This window comes from Streptomyces sp. NPDC087859, assembly GCF_044742595.1.
Taxonomy (GTDB): domain Bacteria; phylum Actinomycetota; class Actinomycetes; order Streptomycetales; family Streptomycetaceae; genus Streptomyces; species Streptomyces canus_F.
Window position 1 is genome coordinate 166,222 of sequence record NZ_JBIUUU010000007.1, and the last position, 16,832, is coordinate 183,053.

Annotated in this window: 12 protein-coding genes and 1 tRNA gene; 5 read left to right on the forward strand and 8 right to left on the reverse strand. The window is 70.8% G+C overall.

Features of this window, described 5'->3' with window-relative positions; translation table 11 throughout:
• Positions 1-86 precede the first annotated feature (86 nt).
• Both ACIOHP_RS18450 and ACIOHP_RS18455 read left to right on the forward strand, forming a co-directional pair.
• The gene (locus ACIOHP_RS18450; RefSeq protein WP_401888625.1) at positions 87-2,282 is read left to right on the forward strand and encodes an elongation factor G-like protein EF-G2; all 2,196 of its coding nucleotides are present in this window, start codon (positions 87-89) and stop codon (positions 2,280-2,282) included.
• 219 nt (positions 2,283-2,501) lie between these two features.
• Complete coding sequence (locus tag ACIOHP_RS18455) at positions 2,502-4,169, forward strand: hypothetical protein (protein ID WP_361557840.1); 1,668 nt, start codon at positions 2,502-2,504, stop codon at positions 4,167-4,169.
• 4 nt (positions 4,170-4,173) lie between these two features.
• Here ACIOHP_RS18455 and ACIOHP_RS18460 read toward each other — a convergent pair whose 3' ends face one another.
• A complete protein-coding gene (locus ACIOHP_RS18460) occupies positions 4,174-4,731 on the reverse strand; it encodes an HIT domain-containing protein (protein WP_266833230.1) in 558 nt (185 codons plus the stop codon).
• A 67-nt stretch (positions 4,732-4,798) separates the two neighbouring features.
• On the opposite strand from ACIOHP_RS18460, the gene ACIOHP_RS18465 reads away from it, so the two are divergent.
• Positions 4,799-5,455 (forward strand): potassium channel family protein, encoded by a 657-nt coding sequence (locus ACIOHP_RS18465; RefSeq protein ID WP_401888629.1) that lies wholly within the window; start codon positions 4,799-4,801, stop codon positions 5,453-5,455.
• 45 nt (positions 5,456-5,500) lie between these two features.
• Here ACIOHP_RS18465 and thrS read toward each other — a convergent pair whose 3' ends face one another.
• From thrS to ACIOHP_RS18480, 3 genes are all read right to left on the reverse strand, one after another.
• A complete protein-coding gene (gene thrS / locus ACIOHP_RS18470; protein WP_401888632.1) occupies positions 5,501-7,477 on the reverse strand; it encodes a threonine--tRNA ligase in 1,977 nt (658 codons plus the stop codon).
• 91 nt (positions 7,478-7,568) lie between these two features.
• The gene (locus ACIOHP_RS18475) at positions 7,569-8,795 is read right to left on the reverse strand and encodes a hypothetical protein (RefSeq protein ID WP_401888634.1); all 1,227 of its coding nucleotides are present in this window, start codon (positions 8,793-8,795) and stop codon (positions 7,569-7,571) included.
• Positions 8,792-9,358: a DUF4365 domain-containing protein gene (locus tag ACIOHP_RS18480; RefSeq protein ID WP_046260122.1), complete on the reverse strand. Its 567-nt coding sequence runs from the start codon at positions 9,356-9,358 to the stop codon at positions 8,792-8,794. Before ACIOHP_RS18480 ends, ACIOHP_RS18475 begins: the two co-directional genes overlap by 4 nt.
• A gap of 167 nt (positions 9,359-9,525) precedes the next feature.
• On the opposite strand from ACIOHP_RS18480, the gene ACIOHP_RS18485 reads away from it, so the two are divergent.
• The gene (locus ACIOHP_RS18485; protein ID WP_401888637.1) at positions 9,526-10,254 is read left to right on the forward strand and encodes a 3'-5' exonuclease; all 729 of its coding nucleotides are present in this window, start codon (positions 9,526-9,528) and stop codon (positions 10,252-10,254) included.
• Positions 10,255-10,311: 57 nt separating this feature from the next.
• Here the strand turns inward: ACIOHP_RS18485 and ACIOHP_RS18490 are convergent.
• Together ACIOHP_RS18490 and ACIOHP_RS18495 are read right to left on the reverse strand one after the other, a co-directional pair.
• Positions 10,312-10,383: transfer RNA gene (locus ACIOHP_RS18490), tRNA-Val, on the reverse strand.
• A 39-nt stretch (positions 10,384-10,422) separates the two neighbouring features.
• Entirely contained in the window at positions 10,423-10,869 is a 447-nt protein-coding gene (locus ACIOHP_RS18495; RefSeq protein WP_401888640.1) for an SRPBCC family protein, read from the reverse strand.
• Between the two features lie 50 nt (positions 10,870-10,919).
• Here ACIOHP_RS18495 and ACIOHP_RS18500 point away from each other — a divergent pair, with 50 nt between their 5' ends.
• Positions 10,920-13,292, forward strand: a complete 2,373-nt coding sequence (locus ACIOHP_RS18500; RefSeq protein WP_401888643.1) for an SCO7613 C-terminal domain-containing membrane protein — start codon at positions 10,920-10,922, stop codon at positions 13,290-13,292.
• A gap of 66 nt (positions 13,293-13,358) precedes the next feature.
• Here ACIOHP_RS18500 and ACIOHP_RS18505 read toward each other — a convergent pair whose 3' ends face one another.
• The gene (locus tag ACIOHP_RS18505) at positions 13,359-16,097 is read right to left on the reverse strand and encodes a Tat pathway signal sequence domain protein (RefSeq protein WP_401888645.1); all 2,739 of its coding nucleotides are present in this window, start codon (positions 16,095-16,097) and stop codon (positions 13,359-13,361) included.
• 112 nt (positions 16,098-16,209) lie between these two features.
• Positions 16,210-16,809, reverse strand: coding sequence for a hypothetical protein (locus ACIOHP_RS18510; RefSeq protein WP_361487205.1), 600 nt, complete (start codon positions 16,807-16,809; stop codon positions 16,210-16,212).
• Positions 16,810-16,832 lie beyond the last annotated feature (23 nt).

Genomic DNA, 16,832 nt, shown 5'->3' on the forward strand with positions numbered 1-16,832 from the left:
CCATCGCTGGGGGCACCTCCCGGACGAAGTCCGGGGGAGGATCCGCAACGCCCACAGTGACCTCACCGTGCACGGGAGGCAAGGCCATGGGCGACAAGGCGAACGCACACCCCGGAGCCGCCGGCAGGGCAACAGCGGCCGACCACCCCGCGTCCGTACGGAATGTGGTGCTGGTCGGCCACTCCGGATCGGGCAAGACGACATTGGTGGAAGCTCTCGCGCTGACAGCGGGGGCGGTGAACAGGGCGGGTCGCGTGGAGGACGGCGGCACCGTCTCCGACTACGACGAGATCGAACACCGGCAGAACCGTTCGGTGCAGCTCTCCCTGGTGCCGGTCGAATGGGACGGCATCAAGGTCAATCTCCTCGACACCCCCGGATACGCCGACTTCGTCGGGGAACTGAGGGCCGGTCTGCGAGCGGCGGACGCGGCCCTTTTCGTCGTCTCGGCCTCCGACGGCGTGGACGGCTCGACCCGCATGGTGTGGGAGGAGTGCGCGGCCGTCGGCATGCCGCGCGCGCTCGTGATCACCCACCTGGAGTCCGCGCGGGCGGACTTCGAGGCGATGACACGGACCTGTGCGGAGGCGTTCGGCGGGGACGACCCCGACGCCGTGCTCCCCCTGTATCTGCCGCTGCACGGCCCGCAGGGACCGGACGGGCACGCACCCGTGACCGGTCTGATCGGCCTGCTGTCGCAGAAGCTGTTCGACTACTCCTCGGGTGAGCGCAAGGAGTCCGAGCCGGGCGAGGACCAGCTGCCGGAGATCGAGGAGGCCCGCGACCGGCTGATCGAGGGGATCATCGCCGAGAGCGAGGACGAGACCCTCATGGACCGCTACCTCGGCGGTGAAGAGGTCGACGTCAAGACCCTGATCGAGGACCTGGAGCGGGCCGTCGCGCGCGGTGTCTTCTTCCCCGTCCTCGCCGCCGCCCCCGCGGCTGGCGGCGCCAGGCAGGGGCTCGGCACGGTCGAGGTGCTGGAGCTCATCACCAGGGGCTTCCCGACCCCCTTCGAACACCCCACGCCCGGCGTCACCACCATCGACGGCAAGCCACGCGAGATCAAGGCCTGCGACACGGACGGCCCGCTGGTCGCGGAGGTCGTCAAGACGTCCTCCGACCCCTACGTCGGCCGGGTCTCCCTCGTCCGCATCTTCTCCGGCACCCTGCGCCCCGACGAGACGGTGCACGTCTCCGGACACGGTCTGGCCGACCGCGGGCACGAGGACCACGACGTCGACGAACGCGTCGGCGCCCTGTCCACCCCGTTCGGCAAACAGCAGCGCCCGGTGACGCACGCCATCGCCGGCGACCTGGTGTGCGTGGCCAAGCTGAGCCGCGCGGAGACCGGCGACACCCTGTCGGCCAAGGACGACCCGCTCCTGATGGAGCCCTGGGAGATGCCCGACCCGCTGCTGCCGCTCGCCATCGAGGCACACAGCAAGGCCGACGAGGACAAGCTCTCGCAGGGCCTGAGCCGGCTGGTCGCCGAGGACCCGACCATGCGGCTCGAACAGAACCAGGACACCCACCAGGTGGTCCTGTGGTGCCTGGGCGAGGCGCACGCCGACGTGGCGCTGGAGCGGCTGCGCAGCCGGTACGGCGTCCAGGTCGACGTCGTACCGCACAAGGTCTCCCTCCGGGAGACGTTCGCCGACAAGTCGGCGGGCCGCGGCCGGCATGTCAAGCAGTCCGGCGGGCACGGGCAGTTCGCCATCTGCGCGATCGAGGTGGAGCCGCTGCCGGGCAGCTCGGGCATCGAGTTCGTGGACAAGGTCGTCGGCGGCGCGGTGCCCCGGCAGTTCATCCCCTCCGTCGAGAAGGGCGTGCGGGCCCAGGCCGCCAAGGGCATCGCGGCCGGCCACGCGCTCGTCGACGTACGGATCACCCTGCTGGACGGCAAGGCGCACTCGGTGGACTCCTCCGACGCCGCGTTCCAGACGGCCGGCGCGCTGGCGCTGCGGGAGGCGGCGGCGAACGCGAGAATCCACCTCCTCGAACCGGTGGCCGAGGTGAGCGTTCTGGTCGGCGACGACTACGTGGGCGCCGTGATGAGTGACCTGTCCGGGCGGCGCGGTCGCGTGCTCGGCACCGAGCAGACCAGCGGGAACCGCACCGTCGTCAGGGCCGAGGTACCGGAGATCGAGATCGGACGGTACGCCGTCGACCTGCGCTCCCTGTCGCACGGCACGGCACGCTTCAACCGCTCCTACGCACGGCACGAACCCATGCCGCCGCAGATCGCCGAGAGGATCCGTGAAGAGGCGCGCGACTCCTAGGAGTTGGCGCTGGGCAGACTGCAAGTGGCTTTCCTGGAAGGCTCCCCTCCGAGTCGGCGGGCGGCTTCGGCCGTCCGCCGACGAATGTCGGTGGCGGCGGATACGCTGAGGGCGGTGATCAAGTCGGGCCCGGATGCCGGGACGGCCTGATCAACAGGTGTGCGGGGCAAGGAAGTCGGGAAGGCCGCAGGAGCGACCAGGCGGCGATCGGGGGCGGGCATGACGGTGGGAACCGGTTACGAGAGCGTCTTCGGACCACAGGTTCCGCGCACGGGCGACGAGAGCCAGACAGCCACGTTCGCCCTCGCCTCAGCCGCGTACCGGGACAATCCGGTCGAGGACATCATCAAGGCCAACAGCGAATGGCACGAGACCACGGTCAAGGAGGGCCAGAGGTGGACCGGCGGCCTCTTCAAGCCCAACCTCGGTGAGGCGTTCTCCCGGGCCGTGATCGAGCGCATGATCGGTCCGGGACGCAAGCCCCTCATCCAGTCCTTCGGCACCGAACCGCAGGTCGTCGTCGACCACTGCCTGGCGGCCTACCGCCTCCGCCGGGAGCGGGACAAACGGCTGTCCGCCGTCATGGTGCTGTGCGGTGTGCTGTTCCTGCCCGGGCTCCTGGTCTGGCTTCTGGTCTTCACGATCCGCACCACCATCGACAAGAACCCCAACAAGAAGGCCTCCGCCCTCGCCACGGCCCTGCTCGTCGGCGTCGGCGCGCTCGCCGTCCTCTTCCTGGTCAAGATGCCGTTCACGGGCTTCTGGGGCTGGTACGCACGCGCATGCGTGGTCCTTCCCGTCATCGGCTGGTTCTGGGCCAAGCAGATCTGCGACCGCTCGACGAGGGACCTGCGGGGCCGCTGGGACGGACTGATCGCGGGCAGCAGTGTCGGAGCCCAGGTCCCCGAAGCGGTGCCGAGCAGCCCCGGTCAGACCCAGGCCGAGCAACTGCGCCAGTCACTGGCCAGGTTGAGCACCGAGCAGCAGTCCAACTCCGTCTTCTACGCCGGCCCCAAGGGCATCCTGGGCATGGGCACGCGCTGGGGCAGCTGGCAGCTCGCCGAGGACCTGGTCCAGGCCGACCCGGACCGGGAGATCCACCCGTTCCGCAGCTGGGACGTCATCCGCGCCATCCACGACAAGCTGCGCATGCTGGAGCGGAACACGATCAACACCGGCGGCTTCCCGAAGGCATCCATACGCCACTGGATCGTCACGCCGATCGGAGAGAACGCCAAGGCGGTGGCCCGGACCGAGCAGTCCACGGACATCGAGGCGTTCCAGCACCGGTCCCACTCCATACAGGACATCTGCAACAAGCAGCAGTTCGGCAGCGGGGACCGGCACTATCTCGGGGTGCAGTGGACGCTGTGGGACGGCCAGTTGATCCTCACGATGATGATCACCGTCACCGTGCTCCACGAGACGCTGCGCATCGAGGTCACCGGCCATGCGCTGGGCCCGGTCAACCCGCTGTTCATGGGCAAGCCCGAGGACCCGACGAAGGACGTCCAGAGGTCGTTCCGGCCGTGGGAGACCCGCAAGGTGAAGCTCCCGCTGGTCCCCACCAACGAGGTCGTACGTCTCGCCGTCCGCGCCCCGCTCTCCTGGTACCCGCCGCTGCTGAACTGGCTCGGCGGGACGATCGCCCTCCCCGAGCCGTTCGGTCTGCGGCATGTCTGGGCCGACAAGCCGTGGCGTCACCGCTTCATGGCCGACGACGCGATGCGCGCCGCGACGCCCGTGCTGCGCGTGGTGCACGCGGCGGCGATCAAGGTCCTGGAGGACAACGGCGTGGACACGGAGAAGTTCGGCAACCGGTCGGCGTTCCTCAGCACCGCGGTGCAGGACCCGTCACCGAGGAAGGCCGACCTGTACGACGCGTAGCCGCTTACGAGGGCCAGGCCTCCGCCAGCATCTTCCGGGTGTCGGCGAGCAGCTGCGGCAGCACCCGCGTGTGCCCGACGACCGGCATGAAGTTCGTGTCGCCGCCCCAGCGCGGGACGATGTGCTGGTGGAGGTGGGCGGCGATACCGGCGCCGGCCACCGTGCCCTGGTTCATACCGATGTTGAACCCGTGGGCGCCGGACGCGGTGCGCAGCGCGGTCATCGCCTGCTTGGTGAGAGCGGCGAGCTCGATGGTCTCCGGCTCGGTCAGGTCGGTGTAGTCGGCGACGTGCCGGTAGGGCACGACCATCAGGTGGCCACCGTTGTACGGATACAGATTCAGCACGGCGTAGACCTGCTCACCGCGCCGGACGATCAGGCCGTCCTCGTCGGACTTGGCCGGGATGGAGCAGAAGGGACATCCGTCGTCGGCGCCTGGGCCGGTCGGCTTGTTCTCGCCCTGGATGTAGGCCATCCGATGGGGCGTCCACAGACGCTGGAACGCGTCCTGGGTCCCCACTCCCCACTGCTGCTCCGGCTCACTCGTCATGCAGGGAAGCATATGGCTTCGCCCGTTCGCGGCGTGTCGGCGGGGTTGCGGCGAAACCCTCTGGCGCCAAGCTGGGCCGGTGGACGATGACAGCCCCAAAGCCCGCTGGGAGCGGCGCACCGAGGTCCCCCTCGCCGTGGCGTCACTGGTGTTCCTCGCCTCGTACGCGATCGAGGTGCTGGCGCATGATCTGCCGGAGCGTTGGCGGGACCTGTGCCTCGCGGCGATGCTGGCCGCGTGGGCGCTGTTCGCCGCCGACTACGCCGTGCGCTGGCGGCTCAGCGGACAGCGGCTGCGCTTCGTACGGACGCACTGGCTGGACACGCTCGTGCTGGTGCTGCCCCTTCTCCGCCCGCTGCGGGTCGTGAAGGTCTACGAGGCCGTACAGCGACGGCACGGCCGGCCCCGGCTCGCCCTGCACGCGCGCGTGATCGTGTACGCCGGTCTGTCCACGCTCCTGCTCGGCTTCGCGGGTACCCTCGCCGTCTACCAGCAGGAACGCGGAGCCTCCGGAGCGACCATGCGCACCTTCGGGGACGCCGTGTGGTGGGCCTGCGCCACCCTCTCGACCGTCGGCTACGGCGACGTCACCCCCGTCACGCCCGTCGGACGCCTGATCGCGGTCGGGATGATGACCATCGGGCTGGCACTGCTGGGCGCTGTCACCGGCACCTTCGCCTCCTGGCTGCTCCAGGTGTTCGCGCGGGAGGACGACGAGAGGCCCCCGGGAAGCTGAGCCTCCCGGGGGCCTCTCGAAGGTCTTCGCCGACCCTGCGGGGGATCAGACCTGGACCCGCTCCTCGACGACCTTCGCGATCTTCGCGATGGCCTCGTCGAACGGGATGCCGTTCTCCTGCGAGCCGTCGCGGTAGCGGAAGGAGACTGAGCCGCCGGCCATGTCCTCGTCGCCCGCGATGACCATGAAGGGCACCTTCTGCTTCTGGGCGTTCCTGATCTTCTTCTGCATGCGGTCGGAGGAGGAGTCCACCTCGACGCGCAGACCCTGCTTCTTCGCCGCGGCCGCGAACTTCTCCAGGTACTCGACGTGCGCGTCCCCGATCGGGATGCCGGTCGCCTGCACCGGCGCCAGCCACGCCGGGAAGGCGCCCGCGTAGTGCTCCAGGAGGACCGCGAAGAACCGCTCGATGGAGCCGAACAGCGCGCGGTGGATCATGACCGGGCGCTGCTTGGAGCCGTCGGGGCCCGTGTACTCCAGGTCGAAGCGCTCGGGCAGGTTGAAGTCGAGCTGGATCGTCGACATCTGCCAGGTCCGGCCGATCGCGTCCTTGGTCTGGACGGAGATCTTCGGACCGTAGAACGCGGCGCCGCCCGGGTCCGGGACCAGCGGGAGGCCCTGCTTCTCGGCCACCTGACGGAGGGTCTCCGTGGCTTCTTCCCAGACCTCGTCCGTACCGACGAACTTCTCCGGGTCCTTGGTGGACAGCTCCAGGTAGAAGTCGGTCAGACCGTAGTCCCGCAGCAGGCCGAGGACGAAGGTGAGCGTCTTGTCGAGCTCCTCCGACATCTGCTCACGGGTGCAGTAGATGTGTGCGTCGTCCTGCGTGAAGCCACGCGCGCGGGTGAGGCCGTGCACGACGCCGGACTTCTCGTACCGGTACACGGTCCCGAACTCGAAGAGACGCAGCGGCAGTTCACGGTACGAACGGCCGCGCGCGTCGAAGATCAGGTTGTGCATCGGGCAGTTCATGGGCTTCAGGTAGTAGTCCACGCCCTCGTCGAGCTGCATGGGCGGGTACATGCCGTCGGCGTACCAGTCCAGGTGCCCGGACTGCTCGAAGAGCTTCCCCTTCGTCGCGTGCGGGGTGTAGACGAACTCGTAGCCCTCCTCCTCGTGGCGGCGGCGCGAGTAGTCCTCCATGACCCGGCGGATGATGCCGCCCTTGGGGTGGAAGACGGCGAGGCCGGAGCCGATCTGCTCCGGGATGGAGAACAGGTCGAGCTCGGAACCGAGCTTGCGGTGGTCCCGCTTCTCGGCCTCGGCGAGGAAGTCGAGGTGCGCCTTCAGCTCGTCCTTGGAGGGCCAGGCGGTGCCGTAGATGCGCTGGAGCATCGGGTTCTTCTCGCTGCCGCGCCAGTAGGCGGCCGCGTTGCGCATCAGCTTGAACGCCGGGATGTTCCGGGTGGTGGGCAGGTGGGGACCGCGGCAGAGGTCCTTCCAGCACAGGTCGCCGGTCTTGGCGTCGAGGTTGTCGTAGATCGTCAGCTCGCCGGCGCCGACCTCGACGTCCGCGCCGTCGTCGGAGGAGGCCGAGCCCTTGAGACCGATCAGCTCCAGCTTGTACGGCTCGGCGGCCAGCTCCTCGCGGGCGTCCTCGTCGGTCACCACACGGCGGGAGAAGCGCTGCCCGCGCTTCTGGATCTCCTGCATCTTCTTCTCGATGGCCTTGAGATCCTCGGGCGTGAACGGCTTCTCGACGTCGAAGTCGTAGTAGAAGCCGTCCTTGACCGGCGGGCCGATGCCCAGCTTCGCCTCGGGGAAGAGCTCCTGCACGGCCTGCGCCATGACGTGGGCCGTGGAGTGGCGCAGGATGTCGAGACCGTCCTTGGAGGAGATCTCGACGCCCTCGACCTCGTCGCCCTCGGCGACGGCGTACGCGAGGTCCTTCAGCTCCCCGGCCACGCGCGCGGCGATGATCGAGCGCTCGCCGGCGAAGAGCTCGGCGGCCGTGGTGCCCGTCGTCACCGTGCGCTCTTCCCGCTCGGAATCGCGTTGGATGATCACACGGACGTCTGACACCGGTCTCTCCTGACTGAAGGTGGATGCGGGCGCCGTACTGTGAGCGCGCGCAATAGGGGATCGTACCGACCCCGGACCCACCTCCGCGAAATCAGTCCCCTGCGGGGGCCTCCCCGCAGGCTTCCTCGAAGAAGTCGAGATTCTCCTGGAGGGACTTCATCAGCCGGTCCCGCTCCGCCTCGTCCACCTGCACGGGTGCGACCCCGGAGGCTCCGGTGAGCCGGCGGAACCCGCCCCGGCTCTCCAACCGACCGTGCACCCGCACCGGCAGCCCGACGAGGTGCGCGTGCCCCGCGATCCGGTACGCCTCCTCGTCCAGGGTGAGCCGGATGTGCGGCACCTCGGCTCCCGCGATCACCCGCAGCCGTACGCTGCCGTCCCCGCGCGGCCCCGACCGGCGCATCCGCACCACCGCGCCGGTGATCCGCACCGGCACGGACGGCTCCTCGCGGAGATAGCGGGCCCCGGCCTCGCGCAGCACCGGCAGATCGCCGGGCGAGAACTCGACGGGCTCGACCCCCGCGGCACAGCCCGCCGGCACCCCCGCGGCCGGTGCCCACTCGACGGCGATGCGCGCGCCCTCGGTCCCGCGCACGAGGGCGATCAGCGCCTCGGTGAGCTCACGGCTGACCCCGGCCTCGACTGCGCCGTCGAAGGCGTCCATGCCACCGGTGGCGCGCTGGTAGTCGATGGCCTCACGGGCGGCGTACAGGGCCTGGTGAAGGCGTACGGCGAGAGGGCGCCCGCTGCCCACGGGCACGAAGGCGGTGAGGCCTCCGCCGGTCGCCGTACCGACGAGCACGCTCTCCATGAGCGTGGCGGCGGCGCGACGGTGGCGGGCGCCGTAGTACCCGGCACGCGCGCGTGTGGCGAGCGCGCCGGCGAGCAGCATCTGGCGGGCGGCGGCGCGCAGTTGTTCCTCCACCGTCCAGGGCGCGGTGCCGCCCGGTCCGGTCGGCGCGTCCCGCCACCAGCGGATCTCGTCGCTGGGGACGGCGAGGCCGACGAGCACCTCGCGGGCGGAGGGCGTGCCGCTGCGGGCGAGGGCGACGAGCGCCTCGCCGAGCAGGTCGTCGCTGTCGGGGAAGGCGCGGCTCTCGGGCACCAGCAGGCTCGTCCCGCCGGTGCCCTGACCGGGCGGGGTCCAGCGGCCGTAGCGTCCTGGGGCGCCGCCGCGGCGCTGCCAGCCATGGCGGTGCAGCAGGGCGGCGAGGACGGCGGGGTCGACCTCGTCGGGCTCGGGGGCGCGGTCCCAGGCGGCGTCGGCCGGGTGCGGCCGCACGGGCCGCAGGGTCTCCTCCAAGGGGCGGTGGGTCATGGTCTGCCTCCCGTGCCGACCCGCGTCATGATCTCGCACAGCGCCCGGTCGTCGAAGATGCGTGAGGTCGGTATCCGCACGGTGGTGCGGGTCCGGCCGGTGATCGGGTGGCCGGCCAGGTTGACCCAGTAGCAGCAGTGCCTGAGGTCGAGCCGGTCGTGGCTGGCGCGCAGCCAGTCGTCCTGGGATCTCGGCACGAGCATGACGACGAGGATCTTGTGCACCGAGACGGGGGTGCGCGCGAGCTTGCGCAGATGGTCGTTGTCGAGCGTGAAGGAGAAGAACCGTCCCGGGGGGTTCGGCGGGACCTGGTACGTGCACTTGAGCTGCACCTTGATGGTGACCTCGTCGTCGACGGTGTGCCCGGGCGAGCCGTGACTGACGTGCCAGTCGATGCCGTTGTCCGGGAAGGGTTGCGACAACGAGCAGCCGGCCGCCGCGGCGACGGCGTGCAGATAGCCCACCTGCAGGGTCTCCATGCAGGCGGTGGTGGCGAGTGTGCCGCGAAGGGGGCCCGTGCGCTCGGGCAGCAGCCCGCCCCGCTCGGGCTGCGCTATCGCCATGACCAACAGCCTTCCACGTTCGGTGAATCCGCACCGCGGGTCGCTGAACTGCAAGGACCCGTATTCCTGTTGTGTCCTTCCGGCGTACGGCGCAAACAGCCCGGGTATCACCAAACAGGCAGAAGACGGTGCGTCAGCTGCCGTGGGTGAACGAGGGGTTGAGTGGAATGACGTGCTGGTACGAAGGGCCCCTGGCCGCCTTCGACACGGAGACCACGGGCGTCGACGTCGAGACCGACCGGATCGTGTCGGCCGCCGTCGTCGTCCAGGACGCCCCGGGGACCCGGCCGCGGGTGACCCGTTGGCTGGTGAACCCGGGTGTTCCGGTGCCGGAGGCGGCGACGGAGGTACATGGACTGACGGACGAGTATCTCCAGCGCAACGGCCGCTGGCCTGCGCCGGTGATGTACGAGATAGCGGAACATCTGACCGAACAGGCCGCCGCGGGCCGCCCGCTGGTGGTCATGAACGCCCCGTTCGATCTGACCATCCTGGACCGGGAGTTGCGCCGCCATCGGGCTTCGTCGCTGGACCGCTGGTTCGAGTCGTCGCGATTGCTGGTGCTGGACCCGAGAGTCCTCGACAAACATCTGGACCGCTACCGCAAGGGCCGTCGCACGCTGACGGACCTGTGCGCGCACTACGAGGTCACGCTGGACGGCGCGCACGACGCGGGCGCGGACGCGCTGGCCGCGCTGGATGTCGTACGAGCCGTGGGGCGCCGGTTCGCGGCCCGGCTCGAGCGGCTGAGCGCGGGCGAGCTGCAAGCGCTCCAGGCCGGGTGGCACGCGGCGCAGGCGCGGGGGCTGCAGGCGTGGTTCGCGCGCAGCGGCACCCCGGAGGTGGTGGACACGGCGTGGCCGCTGCGTCCGGAGCTGCCCGCTGCGGCCGCCTGAGAAGGGGCCCCGACACAAAGAAGCCGGTCCGCGTGACGCGGACCGGCTTTCTCCCGGTGGGCGATACTGGGTTCGAACCAGTGACCTCTTCGGTGTGAACGAAGCGCTCTCCCACTGAGCTAATCGCCCGGGAACGGACTGAACAATACAGGTCCCCGCGCCCTTCCTTCAAACCGCTTCCAAGTACGCGGCCAGACCCCGCCGTCCGGCCCTCATCATCAGCCAGTGGTTGGCACGGAACACCGGCCGTCCGGGCACGGCGAGGCGCCTCAGAAGCGGCTTGTTCACGTCGACCACCTGTTCGTAGCGGGCGAGACTGCGCGCCCCGTCCCCGTCGATCGTCCAGCGCGCCCATCCCTCCAGGTCCCCGGTCATGGCGATCTCCAGCACCCCGGCGGCCCGGTCGCGCCGCACCTCTCGCGCGGTGAAGACCAGGTCGTAGGGCAGGGTGGCCCGGATCGTGATGATGCCGGTGGTGTCGTCGAGACGGTCGACCCCGCGGACCTGGGGCCACCAGCGGGGGTAGTCCTCGGCCTGTTCCAGGGCGTCGTAGACGGTGGCGGGCGCCGCGCTCAGGGCCCACTGCGTGCGGAAGCGGTAATGGGTCCAGTCCATGCACAGAGTCTGCCCGCACGGATATGAGTACGTTCTGAGTACGCGCACTCATGTCCTACGACGTGACGCGAACCACACTCCAAGGTATGACGCACATCCCGCCCCCGGCCGAGGAACTGCGGCTCCTCGATGCCGAACTGTGGCAACTCGACCGCCGTCGGGCCCAGTTGCTGACCCGACGGGCATGGCTGGTCGCCGCGCTGCAACCGCGGCCGACGACGCAGCCGGCCCCCGTGGCCTCGCCCCGCCCGGAGACCAGCGCGCCCGGCGTGCAGAACCTTCTCCTGCTGCTGGGCGGTGTCCTGCTCACGATCGCCGCGATGGTGTTCACGCTGGTCAGCTGGGGGCATCTGGGGATCGCCGGCCGGGGTCTGGTGCTCGGCGCGCTCACGCTGGCCGCGCTCGCCGCTCCGCTGCCCCTGGTGAAGCGCGGGCTGCGCTCGACGGCCGAGTCGGTGGCGGGTCTGGGTCTGGCGCTGACGGTGCTCGACGCGTACGCGCTGTACGAGGTCGCCCTGCCCGATACGGGCGGCGCGGGCTACACGGCGGCCGCGTCGGCGCTGCTGGCGGGGCTCTGGGTGGCGTACGGCCTGCTGCCCCGGGCGGCGGAGCTGCGCCTGCCCCTCCCGGCCGCGCTGGCCGCGGCCCAACTCCCGCTGTTCTTCTGGGCGGTCTCGTCCTCCGTGGGTGCCCACGGCATCGCGGCCGCGCTGCTGGTGACGGCCGCGTTCGACACAGTTGTCGCGCTCCGGGTGACGATCGGGTCCGTACGTGTCGTCGCCGCCGTCGGCGCGTACGGCCTGGGCTCCTCGGGCGCACTGACGGCCGGCTGGTTGTCCTGGACGGCCACCGGTCCGAGCGCCGCCGCCCGTGCGGCGGCGCTCATCCTCCTCGCGGCGGCGATCACCCTGGGCGCGGCCTGGCGCGGCGGCCTGGGCAAGGGCCACGCCGTCGGCCTCGCCGTGACCTCGGGTCTCCTCGCGGTCGCCGCGCTGGGCGGTACGGTCCGCCCCGCGGTGCCGGACGCGTGGACGGTTCCGGTGCATCTCGTCTGCGGGATCGCCCTGTTGGCGGCCGTGCGGACCGGGCGGCTGCCGGAGGCGGTACGTGATGGACTGGCATGGTCCTCCGCCGCCGTGCAGGGGCTCGCGGTGCTGTGGGCACTGCCGCTCGTGGCGATCACCCTGCTGGGGCCGGTCGCCTGGACGTTCCGGGCCTGGTCCGGGGCGCCGGCGGACATGCGTGAGGCGGTGACGGTGGACGTGCCCTGGCCGCCGGACACGGCGGCGGCTCCGCTCGTCCTGGTGGCCGTCGCGGCGGTGCTCGCCCTGGCGTTCAGGAACACCGACCGGCATGCCCAGGCCCTGACCGGCGCACTGGTGCTCACCTGGGCCGCGGCCCTGACGCTTCCGGCGGTCCTCGAACTCCCCTACACGACCGGCCTGTTGACGCTCGGCGCCCTGACGGCGGTCGCGCTCGCCGCCCCGTACGGGCAGCCGACGGCGACGATCCTCGCCCTCGCCACCTCCGCCGATCTCGCCTTCACCGCGCTGGCCTCACAGACGGCGACCCTCACCGCGCTCGGCGCCCTCACCGTGTTCTTCGCGGCGGTCTCCTGGCGGCTCACGTCCGTCACGGCCCCGGCCGCCCTCGCGTACGCCACCGCGCTGGCCTGCGCGACGGGAGCGGCCGCGGACTGGCCGCCGCAGCACACCGCGCTGCTGGTCCTGGTGGTCCCGGTGGCCGCGGCCCTGATCGCACCGCGCGTGACCGAGCGGGTTCCTCTCGAGGTGGCGGGTGCCGTCGCCGGACTGCTCGCCATCGGACTCGCCGCGACCGATCTGCCGATGCTCGCCCTGGTCCTTGCCCTGTGCGCGGTGATCGCCACGGGCACGGCGATCCGCCCGGACCGCCGCCCCGTCGGCTACGCGGCCGCCGTCCTGTTCGTCCTGGCGACCTGGGTACGCCTGGCGGCCTGGGAGGTCGACATGCCCGAGGCGTACACGATCCCGGTGACCGTCCCGGCACTGGTCGTGGGCTTCCTGCGGCTGCGCCGCGACCCCCTGACCTCGTCCTGGACGGCCTTCGGTCCCGGCCTCGCCGCCACGCTCCTGCCGAGCCTCGCAGCGGCCTGGACCGACCCGCACTGGACCCGCCCCCTCCTGCTGGGCCTGGCCGCCCTGTCGCTGACCTTGCTGGGCGCCGGCCACAACCTCCAGGCCCCGCTCGTGCTCGGCGGCTCGGTCCTGACCCTGGACGCGCTGCACGAGCTGGCCCCGTACATCGCCCAGGTCACCGACGCCCTCCCCCGCTGGGTGCCTCCGGCCCTGGCCGGCCTCCTGCTGCTGGCGCTGGGAGCGACGTACGAGCAGCGCATCAGGAATGTCCGCAGGATGCGTGATGTCCTGGGGAAGATGAACTGACCTCAGGAGCGTGGGGAACTGCGCGACCAGCCACGACGGTCGCGCAGTTCCCCACGACCTCGACCGCTACGAAGGCATCTTGTCCCCGAGCAGCGCCAGATTCTCAATGGCCGCGAGCCCGTACAACGCGGTGTCGTTCGTGGACACCCAAGCCGCCTCACTCCCCGGCACCAACGCCACCGGCCCGCTCAGCTTCTCCGTCTTCCAGGGCGCCGACTCCTTGTACCCGTCGGAGTTGTAGAACTTGTCCCACGCCCGCTTGGCGAGCTTCTCGTCCCCGGTCTGCACAGCCGCGTACGCGTCGAGCCGCGAGTGCCCCTGGAACAGCAGCAGCGAGCCGAAGTTGGACCCGTACCGCGCCGCCTGCTCGGCCTTGGTGGCGTTGAAGTAGCGGCAGTAGTCGTAGTACGCCTCGTTGAACTTCGGGATGTCGACGAGGTCGATGAGCTCGGCGCACAGCTCGTTGAGTCCGAAGACCGCGGAGAGGTGCGAGACCCCGACCACCGGTGCCGAGGCGACCGCGAACTTGCCGGTGTCGAGGTCGTACAGCCCGGTGCCCTGCACGAACCCGTTCGGCTGGGCGCCGATCGTCTCCATGGTCGACAGCACGCGCGCCTTGGCCTTCTCCCACTTCGGCCCCTTGCGCTCCCACTCGGTCAGCCACGCCGACACGAGCCCGCTCCAGTCCGTGCCGAAGCCGATCGACAGCGCGTGCCGGTCGGGGGTGTACGGCTCGGTGCGGATCTTGCGGATCGGGTCGAGGACGAGGAAGGTCTCGTCGGAGTCGACGTTGGCGTGCATGAGGTCGCCGACGCGCTCGTCCGCGGTGAGGAAGTAGTAGTAGCGGCGGTACGTCGTGTTGGCGATGCGCTGCTGCTTGGCGCTGTCGGCGTAGTGCTGCACGCCGTGCCGGGTGCCGAGCCCGGCCCACTTGCCCAGGTGGTAGACGTCGACCTCACCGGTGTGGCGGGTCATCGCCTCGGCGAAGCGGAAGATGTCCGCGCGGCCCGAGCGGAGGTACGCGAACCAGAGCCAGAGGTCCGGCGACAGCTCGGAGTTGTCCCAGGCGTAGCCGCCGACGTCGTACCGCCACTGGTGCCGCACCGTGTCGTAGGTGTGCATGATGTCGCCGTAGTCCCAGAAGCCGTACCAACGGCGCTGCTCCACCTGATCCTTGTAGTAGGTGAAGAGGAAGTCGAGGTGGTCCTCGATCTTCGCCTTGGCGGGCGTGGAGCGGTCGGGCTCGGAGTACAGGCCCGGGCCGAAGACCTTGGCCTTGATGAGCTGCTTGGGCGGCGCGGCGAGCTGCGGCAGCACCCGTACGGCCTCGACCTGTTCGGCGAGTTTCGCCGGGGCCGGGGTCGTCTCGTTGGCCCAGAACAACAGCTCCGACGTACGCGCGATGCCGTACGGCGTGCCGAACTCGGGCTCGTAGTCCTCGTAGGTGATGTTGAGGCCCTCGAGCTGCTCGGCGAAGGTGTCCTGGCCCATGCCGTCGTGGTAGAAGCGCAGGTCCATCGGCTGTGCCTCGGGCGACCAGAGCCAGAGGGTGACCTCGGCCTCGTCGGTCTGGGCGTCGCGGATGTCGAGCTGGGCGGGGAACTTCTCCCAGAAGTCCCGCAGGCCGAAGGAGAGTCCGCCGCTCGCGCCACCGACGTAGCCGAAGCCGGACGCCCGCTTGCCGCCGCCGGCGCCGATCCAGCCGTGGCCCTTCTTGGTGCGCTTGCGCAGGGTGAAGCCGTCGGCGGAGAGCTGGGAGAGGGTGTAGTCGCCCCACTCGGGGATGTACTGGAGGCGGGTGGTGACCCGCTGGTCCCAGGTGGCCGGGTCGGGCAGCTTCTCGCCCGCGTACTGCGCCGCCTGCACGGCCGCGCCCGGGTCCCGGCGCAGACCGGTGATGCCCTTGACGGCCTCGCGCAGCAGACCGGTGCCGTCACCGCCGATGCGGATGTGACGGTCGTAGGACTGGTCGCGCATCGGCACGGTGAAGCGGACGCCGATGCCGCGGATGAAGTCGCCGCCGGCCTTGCCCGGCTCCTGGGTGCCGTCGAAGGTGATGGTGTGCACCATGCGGAAGGAGTCGGCGCCCGCGTAGAAGTACAGCCGGATGGAGAACGGCAGCCAGCTCCGGCTGCCCTTGCGGTGCTTGCCGTCGATGCGGACGACCGCGCGGACCGGGCCGTCCTGCTCGACGGTGACCTCGGAGATGGCGCCGTCGAAGCGCTCGGTCTTGACCGCGCCCTGGTCCTCGTCCTCGATCTCGGGCTGGCGGATCAGGACGAGCTTGCCGTTCTTGGCGATCTCGGTCGAGCCACGGGTGACCGACTTGATGAGCGTGGCACCGGACTTGCCGATCTTCGCGGTGATGACACCGGTGGAGACGGTGATGGTGCCGCCGCTCTTGTCGACGGTGACCTGCTTGTCCGGTACGGCGGCGTCACCGGCGGCGAGGGTGAGCTTGCCGTCGCCCGAACTCACGGCGTGGGCGGTCCACTTGAGCGATCCGTCCGGCCAGTAGGCGATCGGCCAGGACTGCACGGGTACGGACTTGCCGTCCGCGTCCGTCAGCGCGAAGGTCTGGTCCTCCTGGTAGGTGCCCTTGGGCCAGGGCACGCCGAGGGTGGAGCCGGGTGCGGCACCCAGCCCGCCGTCCTCCAGCCAGTCCAGGGTCACGGGACCGTCGTCGGCCTCCGCGGCTCTCGGCGCGGCCTGCGCGTCCTTGGCTCCTAGGGCCCAGCTGAACTGTGCGGCGGCGCCGGCCACGGCGGCCGCCTTGAGGATGGACCTGCGGGGGATGGGAGACATAGGGGTCCTGCCTTTCCTTCCGTGCGGGAAGCTTTTCCGTGCAGGTGGTCAGGGGCATGACAGAGAGAGGCGCGACGCCCGGGGCGTCTGCCTGATGCGAGGGCGCCGCCCGTCAGCGGCGCCGGTAGCGCTCCTCGACGGCGACGGCCGCCGCCGCGACGGCCCCGAGGACCGGGACCGCCAGCGGTGCGATGAACATGGCGGACAGGGCCACGACGCCCAGCCCGCAGACGATCAGGAAGGACCCGGCGGGATCGAGCACGGTGCGCCGTACGGCGTCCGCGAGCAGCAGCCGCCAGGCGTCACCGGGCGTCCAGTGCGCCGACGCGCGCAGCAGGGCCACGGTGAGCCCGATCAGCGCGAAGATGCCGACGGCCCCGACGAGCGGCCCGCCGGGCAGGCCGGCCCGCGCGGCCAGCACGTCCACCCAGACCGCGGCGGCCACCGCCCACCCGGCGAGCCCGACGACCCACCCGCCGCGCAGGGCCGTACGGAAGTCCACGACGAACTCCCGCCAGCCACCGGCCTCGTGCGTCGTACGACGCCGCAGATGCCGTGCGCCGGCGGCGAACGCCGCGGGATAGGTGACGACCCCGAGACAGGCCACGGCGATCCACACCCCGGTGAGCAGCGCCTCGGCGAAGACCGCGAACCGCTCGCCGAACATGGACTCCCTGCGCCGGGAGCGGGCCTTCACTCGTGCTTCCGCCATGGTGACCGCCTCAGCCCTTTCCG